The organism is Pseudomonas triticifolii, from assembly GCF_014358015.1.
In the GTDB taxonomy this organism is placed as follows: domain Bacteria; phylum Pseudomonadota; class Gammaproteobacteria; order Pseudomonadales; family Pseudomonadaceae; genus Aquipseudomonas; species Aquipseudomonas triticifolii.
The window spans coordinates 156,117-173,559 of the sequence record NZ_JACONV010000009.1 but is presented as its reverse complement, the minus strand read 5'-3'; the positions used below and the strand labels follow the sequence as shown (position 1 = coordinate 173,559).

Here is a 17,443-nt window from a genome sequence, read left to right as displayed (position 1 = left end):
CCTCAGGGAGTGGCGCTTGATGCAGGCCATCAATGGCGGTGGTTTTTGACCTTGAGTCACTGACAGCAACGCAATCACCGGGCGCACCTCAGTCACGATATTGCACAGGTCAGGAACATCAGCCTGTCACATCGGTCCGTTACACAAGAGGCCATAACAGCGGCCGCGACGAACGCGTGTAAAAACGCGACATTTTTTGTTGATCTCAGCCCCTTCACGCCCTAAAGTTCGCGCCGAACGTCCATGCTGGAAACGATCCATCCGGCTCAAGTACTGACGACGAGACAGCAAGGCCAGGAAGGCAAGCCCTTCAGTGGCCTTTTTGCTTTCGGCGACATGCCTTGGGAAGTAGGCGAACCAAAGTGGGGATACGGAGGACGTTCATTTGCACCCATTTACCAATTCCGTTTGCCAGATAGGAGTTCCAGCAGCATGACGATCAATGTCGAAGACTACTACTCAGCCGAAACCTTCAAGAAAATGAAGACGTTCGCTGACAAGCAAGAAACGCCTTTCGTGGTCATTGATACCAACATCATCAGCAAGGCCTACGATGACCTGCGCGCAGGTTTCGACTTTGCCAAGGTCTACTACGCGGTCAAGGCCAACCCTGCAGTCGAAATCATCGAACTGCTGAAGAACAAGGGTTCGAGCTTCGACATCGCCTCGATCTATGAGCTGGACAAGGTCTTGAGCTGCGGTGTGACCCCGGATCGCATGAGCTACGGCAACACCATCAAGAAATCCAAGGACATTCGCTACTTCTACGAGAAGGGCGTGCGTCTGTTCGCCACCGACTCCGAAGCCGACCTGCGCAACATCGCCAAGGCCGCGCCAGGCTCGAAAGTCTACGTACGTATCCTGACCGAAGGCTCGACCACGGCCGACTGGCCTCTGTCGCGTAAATTCGGCTGCCAGACCGACATGGCCATGGACCTGCTGATCCTGGCTCGTGACCTGGGCCTGGTGCCTTACGGCATCTCGTTCCACGTGGGTTCGCAGCAGCGCGACATCAGCGTCTGGGACGCGGCCATTGCCAAGGTCAAGGTGATCTTCGAGCGTCTGAAAGAAGAAGACGGCATCGTGCTCAAGCTGATCAACATGGGTGGCGGCTTCCCGGCCAACTACATCACCCGTACCAACAGCCTTGAAACCTACGCCGAGGAAATCATCCGCTTCCTGAAGGAAGACTTCGGTGATGACCTGCCGGAAATCATTCTGGAGCCAGGCCGTTCGCTGATTTCCAACGCCGGTATTCTGGTCAGCGAAGTGGTGCTGGTCGCACGCAAGTCGCGCACCGCGGTCGAGCGTTGGGTGTACACCGATGTGGGCAAGTTCTCCGGCCTGATCGAAACCATGGACGAAGCCATCAAGTTCCCGATCTGGACCGAGAAGAAGGGCGAGATGGAAGAAGTGGTCATCGCCGGTCCTACCTGCGACAGCGCCGACATCATGTACGAGAACTACAAGTACGGCCTGCCGCTGAACCTGGCCATTGGTGATCGCATGTACTGGTTGTCGACCGGTGCTTACACCACCAGCTACAGCGCCGTTGAATTCAATGGCTTCCCGCCTTTGAAAGCGTTCTACCTGTAAGACCTTTGCCGATTGACCTGCCTGAAGTGCTCTGCGCTTCAGGCAGGTCGGGCTGAGATATCAAGCAACGCCATCCGGTCCGGCTCTCCACCGATGACGGCCGCGCGTTGAAAGTATTCGATGGCCATGCGTTGAACATCCGCATGCGCCGCATCCAGCAGTGCCTTGCGTGCTGTCCTCAGAAAATTCAGATTCCCTCCCGTCAGCGCTTTTCTCAGCCAGGCCAGCGCCTGCTCAATGTCGCCTTGTTCTGCCAGCACGCTTGCGTAGCTGAACTGACCGCGAAAATCCCCGCCTTCGGCAGAACGCCTGTACCACTCGTGGGCTGCCGTCTTGTCACGCTGACCCTGAAGGCCTTCCTCCAGATAACGGCCCAACAGATTCATGGATTTGGCATGCCCCAGGTTCGCGGCCTTGCGATAACAGATCAGGGCCTGCGTATGATCCTGTTCCACGCCGCGCCCTGTTGCCAGCAGATTGCCTAGGTTGTAGAGCCCCCAATCCAGTACCTGTTCGGCCGCCAGCCGATAATGCAGCGCCGCCTGTTTAAGATCCGGCACGCAGCCCCAGCCATGTTCGAAGCAGCGCCCCAGCATGTTGCGAGCCATCGCATGCCCCTGACGCGCAGCAATAGTGAACCAGGTCATGGCCAGCGTCGGATCGCGCTGAATGCCGCTGCCGTCGAGCAGGATCTGCCCCAGGAGTGCGTGCGCTTCGATGTTGCCCTGCGTGGCGGCGGCCAGAATCGCCTTGGCTGCCTGCGCAGGGCTTTCTTCAAGCATCGCTCGCAGGTCCTCGATGTCCAGCAGTTCCTTGCGTGCAAGCGTCCAGCTCACGTTTCAGACCTCGACCCAGCGGCGCAGCAGGTTGTGATACGTGCCGGTCAGCTGGATCAGTGACGGATGCTCTGGCATATCCAGGGTGAGTTGCTGGATGGCGGTGTCCATCTCGAACAGCAGGGTTCGCTGGCTGTCCTCGCGGACCAGGCTCTGGGTCCAGAAGAACGAGGCGTAACGTGCGCCGCGCGTCACCGCGTTGACCTTATGCAGGCTGGTGGCCGGATAGATCAGCATGTCACCTGCCGGCAGCTTGATCTGTCGGGTGCCGAAGGTGTCCTGAATCTCGAGTTCGCCGCCGTCGTAGTCTTCCGGATTGCTGAAAAACAGCGTGGACGAGATGTCCGTGCGCACCCGCTCCGCGCCGCCGGGTGGCTGACGTACAGCGTTATCGATGTGGAAATCGAAGCTGCCGCCTTCCCTATAGCAATTGAACAGAGGCGCAAAGATCTTGTGGGGCAGGGCCGCAGACATGAACAGCGGGTTGCGCCACAGTCGTTCCAGCAGCGCGGCGCCGATTTCCCGAGCAAGCGGGTGCCCTTCAGGAAGCTGCAGGTTTTGCTTGGCCTTGGCCGACTGGTACCCGGCAGTGATTTTCCCGTCTGCCCAGTCGGTCTGCGCCAGTGCTTCACGGATGCGCACGACTTCATCGCGATCAAAAACACCTGGAATGTGTAACAGCATCTGGACACCGGACGGGCAAAAGGTTGCGAATAGTAGTGATTCCCATTGGCGCTGTGCAAGCCTGTTTTCGGCTGAATCGAATCTCTCGTGAAAGTTTTGTGAACAGGATGTGCAGGAATAATATATTTTCGTAAATGTTAATACATCTCAATTGATACAAATAAGCGTTTGCACTATATTCCGCCGCCTCGATTGCCTTGGGGGAGGATTTACCATGTCACGTCAAACACTGTCGCATCAGGCTGGCTCGCAACGCTCTATTGCGTCTGCGGTCGGGGTCGCCATCGCAGCCATGTCTGCGGCTCATATGGTTCACGCCGCTGAAGGCTCCGATGAAAAGGCCTTGTCGCTGGGGGCGACGAACATCACCGGTGATCAGGCTGACACGTCTTACACCGCTGCAGATTCGGCCTCGAAGAAGTACACCGCGCCGCTGCGCGACACCCCGAAAAGCGTCACAGTCATCCCGCAGCAGGTTATCCGTGATACCGGCGCGACCACATTGACCGACGCGCTGCGCACTACGCCAGGCATCACCTTTGGCGCAGGCGAAGGTGGCAATCCGGCGGCAGACCGACCGATCATTCGCGGCTTCAACGCTGAAAGCGACGTGTTTGTCGATGGCATGCGTGACGTGGCAGCCCAGTCACGCGAGATCTTCAACATCGAATCCGTCGAAGTGAGCAAAGGCCCAGGCTCTGCCTTCACCGGCGCAGGCTCCACGGGCGGCAGCCTTAACCTGATCACCAAGAGCGCGCATCTGGGCAACGCCTATAACGGCGGTTACACCTTCGGTTCCGACCAGACCCAGCGCTACACGCTGGACGTCAATCAGCAGATGACCGACACCTCGGCGTTTCGCCTGAACCTGATGAAGCACGATGCCAATGTCGCAGGGCGCGACAACGTCGACACCAGTCGTTGGGGCGTGGCGCCGTCGTTCGCGTTCGGCCTGGGCACTGACACCCGGATCAAGGTGGATTACTACCACCTTGAAACCGACGACATGCCCGACTATGGCATCCCGCTGACGTCCACGCCGGGTCGCAGCAAGTACATCGTCGACAAGCCGGCCAGCGTCGACAAGAGCAATTTTTACGGCCTGACCAGTCGCGACTACCGCAAGAGCAGCAATGACAGCGGCACCGTGCGGATCGAGCATGACCTGAACGACAGCATGACGCTCTCCAACAGTTTCCGTATGTCGCGTTCGACGCTGGACTACGTGGTCACCAACCCCGACGACAGCCGTGGCAACGTCGCCAATGGCAGCGTCTCACGCTCGGCCAAGAGCCGTAACTCCACCTCCAGCGGCTTCGTCAACCAGACCGACCTGACCAGCAAGTTCGACACCGGCTTCATCAGCCACAGCCTGGTGACCGGTCTTGAGTTTTCCTATCAGGACACGCACAACCGTCCTTACAGCATCCTCAATGCGGCTGGCGGTGCGATTGCCAGCACCTGTTCCGCCGGATTGTTCCGGTCCGGTGACTGCACCAGCCTTGCCGACCCATCCCCCAAGGATGCGTGGAATGGCGTGATCTCCGATGGCCTGGCGTACACCGATACCGACACCAAGACCAGCGCTGCTTACGCATTCGACACCCTGACCCTCAACGAGCAGTGGTCGGTTAACCTGGGCCTGCGTTACGACCACTACGACACACGCTCCAGCGGTTTTGCGACGGCACGTGGCACCACACCGGCGGCCAGTTTTGATCGTCAGAAGACCACACAGCTCTGGAATTACCAGCTTGGCGTCGTCTATAAACCGGCTCCGAACGGCAGTGTGTATGCCGCGCTGTCCACGTCCAGTAACCCGTCCGGCGAAACCAGCGGCAACGGCGGTCTGGAACTGGCGCTCAACAACGCCGATCTCGATCCGGAAAAGAACCGTAACTACGAGCTGGGCACCAAGTGGGATTTCTTCGGCGATGATCTTTCGCTGACCGCGGCTCTGTTCCGCACCGACAAGACCAATGCGCGCATCACCGACCCGGACAACACCACCTTCCAGACGCTCGATGGCGAGCAACGCGTGCAGGGTGTCGAGTTCACCTACGCAGGTAACCTGAGCAGCCGCTGGAAAGTGTATGGCGGTTACACCTACATGGAGAGCGAACTGCTCAAGACCACCCTGGCGGCCGACAAGGGCAATCACATGCCCAACACGCCGCGCAACAGCTTCAATCTGTGGTCCACTTACCAGTTGATGCCCAAGCTGACCATTGGCGGTGGCGCGACGTACGTCGATTCTCGTTTCGGTAACGAAGCCAATTCGGTCGAAGTCCCGTCCTACTGGCGTTACGATGCAATGGCCACCTACGCGTTGAGCAAAAACGTCGACCTGCAGCTCAATGTCCAGAACCTGACCGACAAGCGTTACTTCGATCAGGTGTTCCAGACGCACTACGCACACGTGGCTGCCGGTCGCACCGCCTTGATGAGCGCCAACTTCCACTTCTGAGGAAGCCACGCAAGGCAAACCCCGCTTATTCCGGTAGGCGGGGTTTTTCTGTATAAGGCCGCGGCACCGAACAGATCCAGACAAGACAGTCGACGCCGTTTCCAGGTATCAAAGCCGGTGTCAGAGCAGGTGGGTGAGGGTAGCAAGTGTTGAAGAAAGTACTGTTTCAGCTGCACTGGTTCTTCGGGATCACGGCGGGTCTGGTGTTGACCTTGATGGGCATCACCGGCGCGCTGTATTCGTTCGAGGACGAAATTCTCGATGCACTCAACCCCGACGTGCTGCTGGTGCAGCCGCAGGGCGAAACCTTGCCGCCTGTTGAGCTGACCCGTCGGCTGGAAGCGGCCACCGGATTGACCGTCGCGATTCTGAGGGTCGAGACCGTCGGCAACCGGGTTGCTCAGGTGTACTTCACGCCCAAGCCTGGCGAGCGGCGCGGTCCCAAGCGCAATTTCGACCCTTATACCGGCGAGATCAGAGGCAGCGGTGTGGGCGAGGGGTTCTTTGACTTCGTGTTGCGACTGCACCGCTTTCTGGCCATTGGCGAGGTGGGCAAACAGATCACTGCGGCGTGTACGCTGATTCTGGTGTTCTTCTGCCTGTCGGGTCTGTACTTGCGCTGGCCGCGCAAGGCGCTGAACTGGCGGGTGTGGCTGACGCTGGACTGGGCGAAGAAAGGTCGTAGTTTCAACTGGGATCTGCACGCTGTCTTCGGCACCTGGTGCCTGGTGTTTTACCTGTTGTTCGCCATCACCGGTTTGAACTGGTCTTACGACTGGGTCAGCAACGGCCTGAACCGATTGCTGAACGACGCACCGGTTGAGCAGCGCAAGGACGGCGCGGGTCGCGGTGCCAAGGCTGGCAAGCCGGCACCTGGTCCTCTGGTGGTGAATTACGTGGCGGTGTGGGACAGCATCCAGAAGGTCGCCGGTCCTGAACTCAGTGCCTATAACTTGCGCCTGCCGCCCGCGGGCGGTCAACCGGCTACGGTGTTCTACCTGCTCAAGGACTCACCTCATCCTCGGGCCTTGAATACCATCACGCTTGACCCGGCCAGCGGCGCGGTCAGCTCGGTTTCGCGTTACGCGGAGCGCAGTCTGGGTGCGCAGTTGCTGATCAGCAACTACTCGCTGCATGTCGGCAGTTACTTCGGCATGGCAGGGCGAATCATCATGACCGTTGCATCGTTGACGATGCCGCTGTTCTTCATCACCGGCTGGTTGCTGTATCTGGACCGCCGGCGCAAGAAACGTCAGATCAAGGCCGCACGAGGTGACGTCTCGGCCAGCGCTGCGCCGGATGCCTCGTCTTGGTTGATCGGGTTCGCCAGCCAGAGCGGTTTCGCCGAGCAACTGGCCTGGCAGACCGCAGGCCAGTTGCAGGCTGCAGGGTTGCCGGTTCGTGTGCAACGGCTTGGCGACATGACCGAGCAGGACCTGAGCGAAAGTCGCAACGCGCTGTTTGTGGTCAGTACCTTTGGCGACGGCGAAGCCCCGGACAGCGCGCGGGGTTTCGAGCGCAAGCTGTTGGGCCGTCCGCTTTCCCTGAACACGCTCAACTATGCTGTGCTGGCGCTGGGCGACCGGCAGTATCAGCACTTCTGCGGGTTTGCCCATCGTCTACATGACTGGCTGGCCGAGCGCGGCGGCAGCACCCTGTTTGCGCCGATTGAGGTCGACAGTGCAGACCCTGCCGCGCTCAAACAATGGCAAGTGCATCTTGGGCAACTGACCGGCCGCACGCCGACTGATCTCTGGCAGGCACCGGTGTTTGAGAACTGGACGCTGACCCGTCGAGAACACCTGAACCCGGGCAGCAGTGGCTCGAGCGCCTTTCTGCTGGAGCTGGCCGCTCCCGATGCCAAGAGCTGGCAGGCAGGCGATCTGGTCGAAATCCTGCCACGTAACAGCGACGATGCCGTGCGGCAGTTGCTGAGCGGGTTGGGCATCGATCCTGAAGTCCCGGTCCGTGTGGACGGCCTGCAAGAGCCCGTTGCACAGGCGCTGGCGACCCGTCAGTTGCCACAACATCGGGCGCATCTGGTGGGCCTGCATGCTCAGGCACTGATCGACGCGTTGGTGCCGGTGTCCGCGCGCGAGTACTCCATTGCCTCGATTCCCGAGGACGGATGCCTGCAGCTCATCGTGCGCCAGGAAATTCATTCGGACGGCAGCCTTGGGCTCGGGTCTGGCTGGCTCACTGCACATGCGGCGTCAGGTGCAGCGATCAGCCTGCGCTTGCGCCGCAACAGCAGTTTCCATTTACCTGGGGCTCCGGTGCCTCTGATCCTGTTGGGCAACGGCACGGGTCTGGCGGGGCTGCGCAGCCTGCTCAAGGCGCGCATTGCGCAAGGTCAGACACGCAACTGGCTGCTGTTCGGCGAGCGTCAACGGGCGCACGATTTTCACTGTGGTGCCGAGTTACAGGGCTGGCTGGCGTCGGGCGACCTGACGCGACTGGACCTGGCGTTCTCACGGGATCAGGCAGAGAAAGTCTACGTGCAAGACGTGCTGCGTGAGGCAGCCCAGGAACTGCGCACCTGGCTGGATGAAGGCGCGGCCATCTACATCTGCGGTAGCTTGCAGGGCATGGCGGCAGGTGTGGATCAGGTACTGAACGAAGTGCTCGGCCAACAGGCCGTCAGCGAGCTGGTGGAGCAGGGGCGCTATCGGCGGGATGTTTACTGAGGTAGCTGATCGCTCCCGAGTGCTGCGTCACACACACTCCCAGTGGGAGCGAGCTTGCTCGCGAAGACAGTAGTCCAAACTCTGAATAGGGTTCGAATGTACTGACGTTTTCGCGAGCAAGCTCCCACAGGTGCCTGTGCTACTCAATCACGCCGCGACAAACTGCTCTGCGTAGTGGCAAGCCACCTGGCGGTTGTCGACCAGACGCAGTTCCGGTACGTCGGTGGCGCAGCGTTCGGTTGCGTATGGGCAGCGCTTGTGGAAGGCGCAGCCGCTTGGCGGGTTGAGCGGGTTGGGCAGCTCGCCGACGATCTTGATCTTGGGTTTCAGCGGATCAGGATGGATGGTCGGTGTGGCTGACAGCAGCGCCTGGGTGTACGGGTGCAGCGGACGGTTGTAGATCTCTTCCTTGGGACCCATTTCCGCAGGCCGGCCCAGGTACATCACCAGCACGGTGTCGGCGACATGACGCACCACCGACAGGTTGTGCGAGATGAACACGTAAGCGGTGTTGAATTCCTGCTGCAGGTCCATGAACAGGTTCAGCACCTGTGCCTGAATCGACACGTCCAGTGCCGACGTCGGCTCATCCGCCACCAGTACCTTGGGTTGCAACATCATCGCCCGCGCCAGTGCGATGCGCTGACGCTGACCGCCGGAGAACATGTGCGGATAGCGCTGATAGTGCTCGGGACGCAAGCCGACCTGAGCCATCATCGCCTGCACTTTCTCGCGGCGTTCGGCCGCAGACAGTTTGGTGTTGATCAGCAGCGGCTCGCCGAGCTGATCGCCGATTTTCTGCCGCGGGTTCAACGAGGCATACGGGCTCTGGAACACCATCTGCACGTCTTTGCGCAACTGCTTGCGCTCGGCCTTGCTGGCGCCAGCCACTTCCTGCCCGGCGATCTTCAGCGAGCCGGACGATGGCTCCTCGATCAGGGTCAGGGCGCGTGCCAGCGTGGACTTGCCACAACCGGATTCGCCCACCACCGCCAGGGTCTTGCCTGCTTCCAGTTCGAAAGACACGCCGTTGAGGGCACGCACCAGTGCCGTGCCTTTGAACAGGCCGCGAGAGACTTCATAGTGACGGGTAAGGTCGCGGGCGGTAAGTACGACGCTCATTACGCCACCTCCTGATTCAAGGGATAGAAGCAACGCGCAAGGCTGTGGGCCTTGGGGTCCAGTGCCGGACGCTGGACGCGGCAGTTGTCCTGCACGTATGGGCAGCGCGGCGACAGCAGACAGCCTTGCGGACGGTCGTAACGACCGGGAACCATGCCCGGCAAGGTCGCCAGACGCTCAGCGCCCATGCTGTGCTCCGGAATGGCCGCTAGCAGCGCTTCGCTGTACGGATGCGCAGGCACATCGAACAGACCGGGCACCTGGCCTACTTCAACGGCCTGGCCTGCGTACATCACGCAGACCCGCTGAGCGGTTTCGGCGACGACGGCCAGGTCGTGGGTGATCAGAACCAGCGCCATGTCCTGCTCTTTCTGCAGGCTCAGCAACAATTCCATGATCTGCGCCTGAATGGTCACGTCCAGTGCCGTGGTCGGCTCGTCGGCGATCAGCAGTTTCGGCTCGCCCGCAATGGCCATCGCGATTGCGACGCGCTGGCTCATACCGCCAGACAGCTGATGCGGGTACGCATTCAGACGTGCGGCAGCGCCGGGGATCTCGACCTTTTCCAGCAGTTCCAGCGCACGCTGGCGCGCAGCCTTGCCGGACATGCCCAGATGTTGACGCAGTACTTCCTCGATTTGAAAGCCCACGGTGTAGCTGGGGTTCAGCGCGGTCATCGGGTCCTGGAACACCATCGCCAGGTCCTTGCCGATGATGCGGCGACGCTGGCGCGAACTGAGTTTGGTCAGGTCCTTGCCGTCGAAGTTGAGTGCGTCGGCGGTGATGATGCCTGGCGCATCGATCAGGCCCATCAGCGCCATCATGGTCACGGATTTACCCGAGCCCGACTCGCCTACGATGGCCAGTACTTCGCCTCTCTCGACACTCAGGGACAGGCCATCCACGACGGGTACAGCCTTGGCGTCGCCAAAGCGGACGTTGAGATTCTTGATTTCAAGCAGTGACATACGAATCTCCTCAGGCGGCGTTCTTGAGTTTCGGGTCCAGCGCATCGCGCAGGCCGTCGCCCATCAGGTTGATTGCCAGCACGCTGAGCAAAATGGTCAGGCCGGGCAGGCTCACGACCCACCAGGCGCGTTCGATGTAGTCGCGGGCCGAGGCAAGCATGGTGCCCCACTCAGGCGTCGGCGGTTGTACGCCAAGGCCCAGGAAGCCCAGTGCAGCAGCATCAAGAATCGCCGAAGAGAAGCTCAGGGTGGCCTGAACGATCAGTGGCGCCATGCAGTTGGGCAGCACAGTGATGAACATCAGGCGCGGCAGGGTTGCACCGGCCAGGCGCGCAGCGGTGACGTAGTCGCGGTTCAGTTCGCCCATCACCGCAGCACGGGTCAGACGAACATAGGACGGCAGCGACACGATCGCGATTGCGATCACGGTGTTGATCAGGCCAGGGCCGAGGATCGCCACGATGGCCACTGCCAGCAGCAGCGAGGGCAGGGCGAGCATGATGTCCATCAGGCGCATCACCGAAGGACCCAGAATACGCGGGAAAAAGCCCGCCAGCAGGCCCAGCAGGATGCCGGGGATCAACGACATGACCACCGAAGACAGGCCGATCAGCAGCGAAAGGCGCGAGCCCTGAATCAGGCGCGACAGCAGGTCGCGGCCCAGCTCGTCCGTGCCGAGGATGAATTGCCATTGGCCGCCTTCCAGCCAGACCGGTGGGGTCAGCAGGAAGTCGCGGTACTGCTCGCTCGGGTCATGCGGTGCGACCCAAGGGGCGAACAGTGCGCAGAACACGATGATGGTCATGAAGATCAGCCCGGCAACGGCACCCTTGTTCTTGGAGAACGCTTGCCAGAACTCTTTGTACGGGGACGGATAAAGCAGGCTTTGATCGACTGCTACCGAAGGAGTAGGTGTGCTCATATCGATGATCTCAGCGCTGGTGACGGATGCGTGGGTTGGCAAAGCCGTAGAGGATGTCCACCACGAAGTTGACCAGGATCACCAGGCAGGCGATCAGCAGGATGCCGTTTTGCACGACCGGATAATCGCGGGCGCCGATGGCTTCGATCAGCCACTTGCCGATGCCCGGCCAGGAGAAGATCGTTTCGGTCAGTACCGCACCGGCCAGCAAGGTGCCGATCTGCAGACCGAAAACGGTCAGGACCGGAATCAAGGCGTTACGCAGGCCGTGGATAAACACTACGCGTGCAGGCGACAGGCCCTTCGCTCTCGCTGTGCGCACATAGTCTTCACGCAGCACTTCGAGCATCGAGGAGCGAGTCATTCGGGCGATCACCGCCAGCGGAATGGTGCCCAGTACGATGGCCGGAAGAATCAGGTGATGCAGGGCGTCCAGAAACGCGCCTGGCTCATCGCTGAGCAGGGTGTCGATCAACATGAAGCCGGTCACCGGAGGGATGTCGTAGAGCAGATCAATCCGCCCGGACACCGGCGTCCAGCCCAGCGAAACCGAGAAGAACATGATGAGGATCAGGCCCCACCAGAAGATCGGCATCGAATATCCGGCGAGGGAAATCCCCATGACCCCATGGTCGAACAGGGATCCGCGTTTGAGTGCCGCAATCACGCCGGCCAGAAGCCCGAGCACGCCAGCGAAGATCAACGCTGCCAGCGACAGTTCGAGGGTCGCCGGGAACAGCGAAGTGAATTCGGTCCACACGCTGGTGCGCGTACGCAACGATTCACCGAGGTCGCCCTGGGCGAGCTTGCCGATGTAATCGATGTACTGGGCATACAGCGGCTTGTTGAGGCCGAGGCGTTCCATGGCCTGAGCGTGCATTTCCGGGTCGACCCGGCGCTCGCCCATCATGACTTCCACCGGGTCGCCCGGAATCAGACGAATCAGCGCGAAGGTCAGCAAGGTGATGCCGAAGAAGGTGGGGATCAATAACCCCACCCGGCGGGCAATAAAACTAAACATCTTGTGGTGTACCTCATCAGCCGGTCAGGCGTACCGCCCTTGCTCTTGTGAAGCGCAGGCGGTGGTTTTTTCTACTTCACCCCGGTCGTGGTGAAGTTGTTATTGGTCAGCGGGCTGATATGAAAGCCTTCGACATTTTTGCGCATTGCCACGAACAGTTTTGGATAAGCCAGGCTGATCCAGGGCTGTTCCTGATTGAACACGTGTTGAGCCTCTTTATAGAGGGCAGCCCGTTCGCTCGGTTCGGTCATTTTCCGAGCCTGGGTGATTGCCTCTTCAAAGGCCTTGTTGCACCAGCGGGCATAGTTCTCGCCATTCTTCGCTGCATCGCAGCTCAGGTTGGGGGTCAGGAAGTTGTCCGGGTCGCCGTTGTCGCCGGCCCATCCTGCGAAGACCATGTCATGCTCGCCATTCTTGGCGCGTTTGAGCATTTCGCCCCATTCCATGATGCGAATATCGATCTTGATGCCCACCTTGGCCAGATCGGCCTGGAGCATCTGCGCCCCCACCATCGGGTTGGGGTTGGTCACCGCGCCGCCGTTGCGGGCGAACAGGGTAAACACTTGACCCTCGGGTACGCCAGCTTCCTTGAGCAGGGCACGAGCCTTGTCCGGGTCGTAAGGCGTCGCCTTGATATCGGTGTCGTAGCCGATCATGGTCGGCGGGTAAGGCCCGACGCCTTCAGTGGCCTTGCCTTCACCAAACAGCGCCCTGATGTAGGACTTCTTGTCGAAGGCCAGATTGATGGCCTGTCGCACACGCACATCGCTCAGGTATTTGTGCGAGGTGTTGATCGCGACATAGCTGGTCATCATGGCTTCCATCTCGTCGATCTTGAGATTGGGGTCAGCCTTGATGTTGGCAATATCGTCAGGTTTTGGATAAAGCGCAACCTGACATTCATTGGCCTTCAGTTTTTGCAGGCGCGTGTTGTTGTCCAGCGTGATGGCGAAGATCAGCACTTCGCTGGGCACTTTGCCCTTCCAGTAATCAGGGTTGGCTTTATAGCGGACCTGAGCGTCCTTGGCATAGCGCGTCAGGATGAACGGCCCTGTGCCAATCGGTTTGCTGTTGAATTCGGCAGTCTTGTTGCTCTTGAGCAACTGGTCGGCGTATTCGGCGGAGTAGATCGAGGTGAACGGCATGGCCAGATCACGCAGGAACGGCGACTCAGGGCGCGTGAGGGTGAACTTGACGGTGGAGTCGTCGACTTTCTCGACGCTCTTGAGCAGGTCCTGGAAGCCCATGCTCTCGAAATAAGGGTAGCCGACCAACGAAAGTGCGTGCCACGGGTGCTTGGGGTCCAGTTGTCGCTGGAAGCTCCAGACCACGTCATCGGCGTTCATTTCGCGGGTGGGTTTGAAATAGTCGGTGGTCTGAAACTTCACACCCTTGCGCAGCTTGAAGGTGTACGTCATGCCGTCGGGGCTGATATCCCAGCTCTCGGCGAGACCTGGAACCGTGTCGGTGGTGCCGGGTGTGAAGGCGACCAGGCGTTCGAGAATGGTTTCTGCCGAGGCGTCTGCCGTAACGGCAGTCGTGTACTGCACGATATCGAAACCTTCAGGGCTGGCCTCTGTACAGACCACCAGCGGTTTGGCCGAGACAGTTGCAGCAGCGCTGAGCAGCGCAATGGCCATAGAAGCGCGGAGCGATAGCAGTTTCAATAGAAGCCTCCTTGATGTAACGCGAAACGGCGGCTGATGGGATATCAGCCGCCGTTCCTCGATCGCTTACAGAATGTTGAATGGAATGGTGGTTACCAGACGGAATTCGTTGATGTTGCCATCAGCCTGGTTTTCGCTGGCGCGGTGGGTGGTGTAGGTCGCACGAATCGCGGTGGCTTTGAGCGGGCCGGACTGTACGGAGTAGGACGTACCGATGCCGTACTCGTAATGGGTCTCGCCGTCCATTGCCAGCACGTCGGTGTAGCCGGTGCCCTTGTAATGTGTACCGTCGATATCCCAGCCACGCGCCTGGTAGATGTTGAATTTCAGGCCCGGTACGCCGTATTCGGCCATGTTCAGCACATAGGCGATCTGCAGGGATTTCTCGTTCGGGCCGTTGAAGTCCGACAGCAGGGAGTTGGCCAGGAAGATGGCGTTGGTTTCGTGTGCGTAGTCGAAGTACTCGTTACCGGCGACTTCCTGGTAAGCAACACTCACGCTGTGGGCGTTGTGCGTACCGGTGAACGACAAGCTGTAGGTGTCGTTGTCGATGGCGCCCAGTTTGCTCTGGCCAGCGTCTTTGGTCTTGTAGTAGTTCAGGTTGCTGCTCAGCGCAAAGACCTTGCTGTCACCGATTTCATGGGTGAAGCCGAAGTAGTACTGATGCCAGAAGTCTTCCAGGTTCGACGCGTAGAAGCTGGTGGTCAGGCTGTCGGTTGGCTTGTAGTCAGCGCCGAACATATCCAGACGGTCGGCGGTCTGGCTGCGATCACCGTATTCGGAGCGGAACTTGTCCAGGCTCTGTTCCATACGGGGAGAGACGCGGTCAAAGCTGCCGGCCTGCAAGGACAGGTTGTTCAACTCATCGCTCTGTACGGCGAAACCCTGGAAGCTGGAGGGCAGTGCACGGTTACCGATGAAGGCAATCACCGGGGTGTTGACCGACTGGCGACCCATGGTCAGTACCGTGTTGGAGACGCGCGCCTTCACGTTGCCCAGACCCATCTTGCTCCACTGGCCCACGGCATCGCCGTCGCTGTCCGCCAGGGTGCGGTTGGAGTTGCCGGCGAAGTCGCCGGTGTCGCGATCCAGCGCAATGGCGTTGTACAGCGCAAGCTCGGTGGAGAAACCCACGGTGCCTTGGGTGTAACCCGAGCTGTAGTTGACGATGGTGCCTTGCTGCCAGTTGATACGACGCGGCGTCTGCTTCCTGACACCGTCTTCGGTGTAGGAGAACGTGCTGTCGCGACGACGCAGTTCGTTGGCATACCAGTTGCGGGTGGTCCCGGTCAGGTGCTGGTCTTCGAAGAAGCCATTGGCTTCAGCCTGTGCGTTCTTTGAACTCAGCTCGGTCGGTACGAAAGCCTGGCTGGCGGGTTCTGCCTGAACCATCGCGCCAAAGGACGAAAGAGACAAGGCCAATAATGCAGTGCTGGTTGTTTTCACGATGTACAGCTCCCTTTACTACTTTTATAAACGCCAGCTTTTTGAGGTCTGGCTTTAGTGATGCAGGGCCTTGGAACCCTGCCTTGTTATCGATGAAACCTGTGAACGGCGCAGGCGCTATCGCCCTGCGCTAGTCCGGCGCAGGCGATACGCACGTGTTTTCGGAATTAGTCGGCGACGCTGACGCCGGAAAAGTTGTTACGACCGAACGGGCTGACGTGGAAGCCTTCGACCTCTTTGCGCAACGGCTGATTGACCGTCGAGTGCGCGATGGGCGTGATAGGCACCTGTTCTTTCAGGTAACGCTGTGCCTGCTTGTAGAGATCGGAGCGTTGTTCGCGGTCGGTGGTGGCGATGGCGGCCTTGATCAGTGCGTCGTATTTTTCATCGCACCACATCGAGTAGTTGTTGCCGCCGATGGCCGCGCAGCTGTAAAGCGTGCCCAACCAGTTGTCCGGGTCACCGTTGTCACCGGTCCAGCCGATCAGCGAAATATCGTGCTCGCCGTTCTTGGTGCGCTTGAGGTATTCACCCCATTCGTAACTGACGATCCTGACCTTGATGCCCACCTTGGCCCAGTCGGACTGCAGCATCTCGGCCATCAGCTTGGCATTGGGGTTGTACGGACGCTGCACGGGCATGGCCCACAGTGTCAGTTCGGTGCCTTCCTTGACGCCCGCATCGCGCAGCATCTGCCTGGCTTTCTCCGGGTCGTAGGCCGCATCCTTGATGGTGTCGTCATAGGACCATTGGGTCGGCGGCATCGCGTTGACGGCCAGTTGGCCTGCGCCCTGATACACCGCGCTGATGATTGCCTTCTTGTTGACCGCCATGTCCAGCGCCTGGCGTACCTGCAGGTTGCCCAGCGGTTCGTGGCGCACGTTGTAGGAGATGTAGCCGAGGTTGAACCCTGGACGCTCCATGACGTTCAGCGCCTTGTCGGTCTTGAGCGCTTCGAGGTCGGCCGGACGCGGGTTGAGCGTGACCTGGCACTCGTTCTTGCGCAGCTTCTGCACACGCACCGAAGCGTCAGTATTGATGGCGAAAATCAGCTGATCGATCTTCACCCGGCTCGGGTCCCAGAACTCCTTGTTGCCGCGATAGCGAATCTGCGAGTCCTTCTGGTAACGCTGGAACACGAACGGACCCGTGCCGATGGGCTGCTGGTTGATGTCGCGCGCGTTGCCGCTGGCCATCAATTGTTCGGCATATTCGGCAGACAGGATCGAGGCGAAGTTCATCGAGATGTTTTGAATGAACGCGGCATCGACAGTGTTCAGCGTGAAGACCACCGTCATCGGATCCGTCTTTTCGACCGACTTGATCTTCTTGTTCAGGCCCATCCCGGTGAAGTAAGGAAACTCGGTCGAGTAGGCGACGCGGAACGGATGATCGGGCTTGAGCATGCGGTTGAAGGTGAACAGCACATCATCGGCGTTGAACTCGCGGCTGGGCTTGAAGTTCTGGTTGCTGTGAAATTTCACGCCCTGACGCAGATGAAAGGTGTAGACCAGCCCGTCGGGCGAGACGTCTACAGAGGTTGCCAGTGCGGGAACGACAGTGGTGTCGCCCTGCTTGAATTCGTAAAGACGGTTGTAGATGGGTTCGGCCGCATCGTTGTCGGTGGCCGAGGTGTACTGCGCAGTATCAAAACCCGCAGGGCTTGCTTCGGAACAGAACACCAGATTGCTCGCAGCATTGGCCGACGGAGTCAGTGCAAGCAGACTCAGGCCAAGGCAAGACGTCATCGCAAGAGTTTTACGCATGATGATCCCTATCCTTCAAGGATGAGCACTCAGGCTCGGTAACTAACAGGCCCTTAAGGCAATAACCTGAACAACACGCCTTGCTTGCTGGTGCCGGGCCATGATGGCGGGCTCCCTGCCTATGCCATCACCTCCCGACGGTATGTCGGCGAAGGCATCTGGTAAATAGGCTTGCAGGCTTCAAGACTTGTAGGAAATATCTCTGGATGTAGTGGCTTAGTGCCTTTAGTTGCACTTTGCTCGCTAACTCTCAGAGTACTT

General features: G+C 59.6%; 12 protein-coding genes. 3 read left to right on the top strand and 9 right to left on the bottom strand.

The genetic code is table 11. The features are described 5' to 3' along the window. Positions 1–432 precede the first annotated feature (432 nt). Positions 433–1,596 (top strand): type III PLP-dependent enzyme, encoded by a 1,164-nt coding sequence (locus tag H8S56_RS14525; protein WP_024695417.1) that lies wholly within the window; start codon positions 433–435, stop codon positions 1,594–1,596. Positions 1,597–1,634: 38 nt separating this feature from the next. On the opposite strand, the gene H8S56_RS14520 is transcribed toward H8S56_RS14525, so the two are convergent. Next, a complete protein-coding gene (locus H8S56_RS14520; RefSeq protein ID WP_187519030.1) occupies positions 1,635–2,432 on the bottom strand; it encodes a tetratricopeptide repeat protein in 798 nt (265 codons plus the stop codon). A gap of 3 nt (positions 2,433–2,435) precedes the next feature. Further along, positions 2,436–3,116 carry a Fe2+-dependent dioxygenase gene (locus H8S56_RS14515; RefSeq protein ID WP_187519029.1) on the bottom strand — a complete coding sequence of 227 codons (681 nt, stop codon included), beginning with the start codon at positions 3,114–3,116 and terminating at the stop codon, positions 2,436–2,438. Positions 3,117–3,330: 214 nt separating this feature from the next. Between H8S56_RS14515 and H8S56_RS14510 the strand changes: the two genes are divergently transcribed. Together H8S56_RS14510 and H8S56_RS14505 are read left to right on the top strand one after the other, a co-directional pair. Next, positions 3,331–5,583 (top strand): TonB-dependent receptor, encoded by a 2,253-nt coding sequence (locus tag H8S56_RS14510; RefSeq protein WP_187519028.1) that lies wholly within the window; start codon positions 3,331–3,333, stop codon positions 5,581–5,583. 149 nt (positions 5,584–5,732) lie between these two features. Next, entirely contained in the window at positions 5,733–8,270 is a 2,538-nt protein-coding gene (locus H8S56_RS14505) for a PepSY domain-containing protein (RefSeq protein ID WP_187519034.1), read from the top strand. A gap of 147 nt (positions 8,271–8,417) precedes the next feature. On the opposite strand, the gene H8S56_RS14500 is transcribed toward H8S56_RS14505, so the two are convergent. The 7 genes from H8S56_RS14500 to H8S56_RS14470 form a co-directional block, all read right to left on the bottom strand. Then, the gene (locus tag H8S56_RS14500; RefSeq protein ID WP_187519027.1) at positions 8,418–9,392 is read right to left on the bottom strand and encodes a peptide ABC transporter ATP-binding protein; all 975 of its coding nucleotides are present in this window, start codon (positions 9,390–9,392) and stop codon (positions 8,418–8,420) included. Continuing rightward, positions 9,392–10,360: an ABC transporter ATP-binding protein gene (locus tag H8S56_RS14495; protein WP_187519026.1), complete on the bottom strand. Its 969-nt coding sequence runs from the start codon at positions 10,358–10,360 to the stop codon at positions 9,392–9,394. Before H8S56_RS14495 ends, H8S56_RS14500 begins: the two co-directional genes overlap by 1 nt. A gap of 10 nt (positions 10,361–10,370) precedes the next feature. Then, entirely contained in the window at positions 10,371–11,282 is a 912-nt protein-coding gene (locus tag H8S56_RS14490) for an ABC transporter permease subunit (protein WP_187519025.1), read from the bottom strand. Positions 11,283–11,292: 10 nt separating this feature from the next. Further along, complete coding sequence (locus H8S56_RS14485) at positions 11,293–12,303, bottom strand: ABC transporter permease subunit (protein ID WP_024687673.1); 1,011 nt, start codon at positions 12,301–12,303, stop codon at positions 11,293–11,295. A 71-nt stretch (positions 12,304–12,374) separates the two neighbouring features. Next, positions 12,375–13,970, bottom strand: a complete 1,596-nt coding sequence (locus tag H8S56_RS14480) for an ABC transporter substrate-binding protein (protein WP_024687672.1) — start codon at positions 13,968–13,970, stop codon at positions 12,375–12,377. A gap of 66 nt (positions 13,971–14,036) precedes the next feature. Further along, positions 14,037–15,416, bottom strand: coding sequence for an OprD family porin (locus H8S56_RS14475; protein WP_024687671.1), 1,380 nt, complete (start codon positions 15,414–15,416; stop codon positions 14,037–14,039). A 167-nt stretch (positions 15,417–15,583) separates the two neighbouring features. Next, on the bottom strand, positions 15,584–17,182 hold the full coding sequence (locus H8S56_RS14470) for an ABC transporter substrate-binding protein (protein WP_187519024.1): 1,599 nt from the start codon (positions 17,180–17,182) through the stop codon (positions 15,584–15,586). Positions 17,183–17,443: the final 261 nt, after the last annotated feature.

Coding starts and splice junctions, on each gene's coding strand:
- H8S56_RS14490 (WP_187519025.1), bottom strand. CDS start 11,282: ATGAGCACACCTACTCCTTCGGTAGCAGTCGATCAAAGCCTGCTTTAT.
- H8S56_RS14500 (WP_187519027.1), bottom strand. CDS start 9,392: ATGAGCGTCGTACTTACCGCCCGCGACCTTACCCGTCACTATGAAGTC.
- H8S56_RS14525 (WP_024695417.1), top strand. CDS start 433: ATGACGATCAATGTCGAAGACTACTACTCAGCCGAAACCTTCAAGAAA.
- H8S56_RS14485 (WP_024687673.1), bottom strand. CDS start 12,303: ATGTTTAGTTTTATTGCCCGCCGGGTGGGGTTATTGATCCCCACCTTC.
- H8S56_RS14510 (WP_187519028.1), top strand. CDS start 3,331: ATGTCACGTCAAACACTGTCGCATCAGGCTGGCTCGCAACGCTCTATT.
- H8S56_RS14515 (WP_187519029.1), bottom strand. CDS start 3,116: ATGCTGTTACACATTCCAGGTGTTTTTGATCGCGATGAAGTCGTGCGC.
- H8S56_RS14495 (WP_187519026.1), bottom strand. CDS start 10,360: ATGTCACTGCTTGAAATCAAGAATCTCAACGTCCGCTTTGGCGACGCC.
- H8S56_RS14470 (WP_187519024.1), bottom strand. CDS start 17,182: ATGCGTAAAACTCTTGCGATGACGTCTTGCCTTGGCCTGAGTCTGCTT.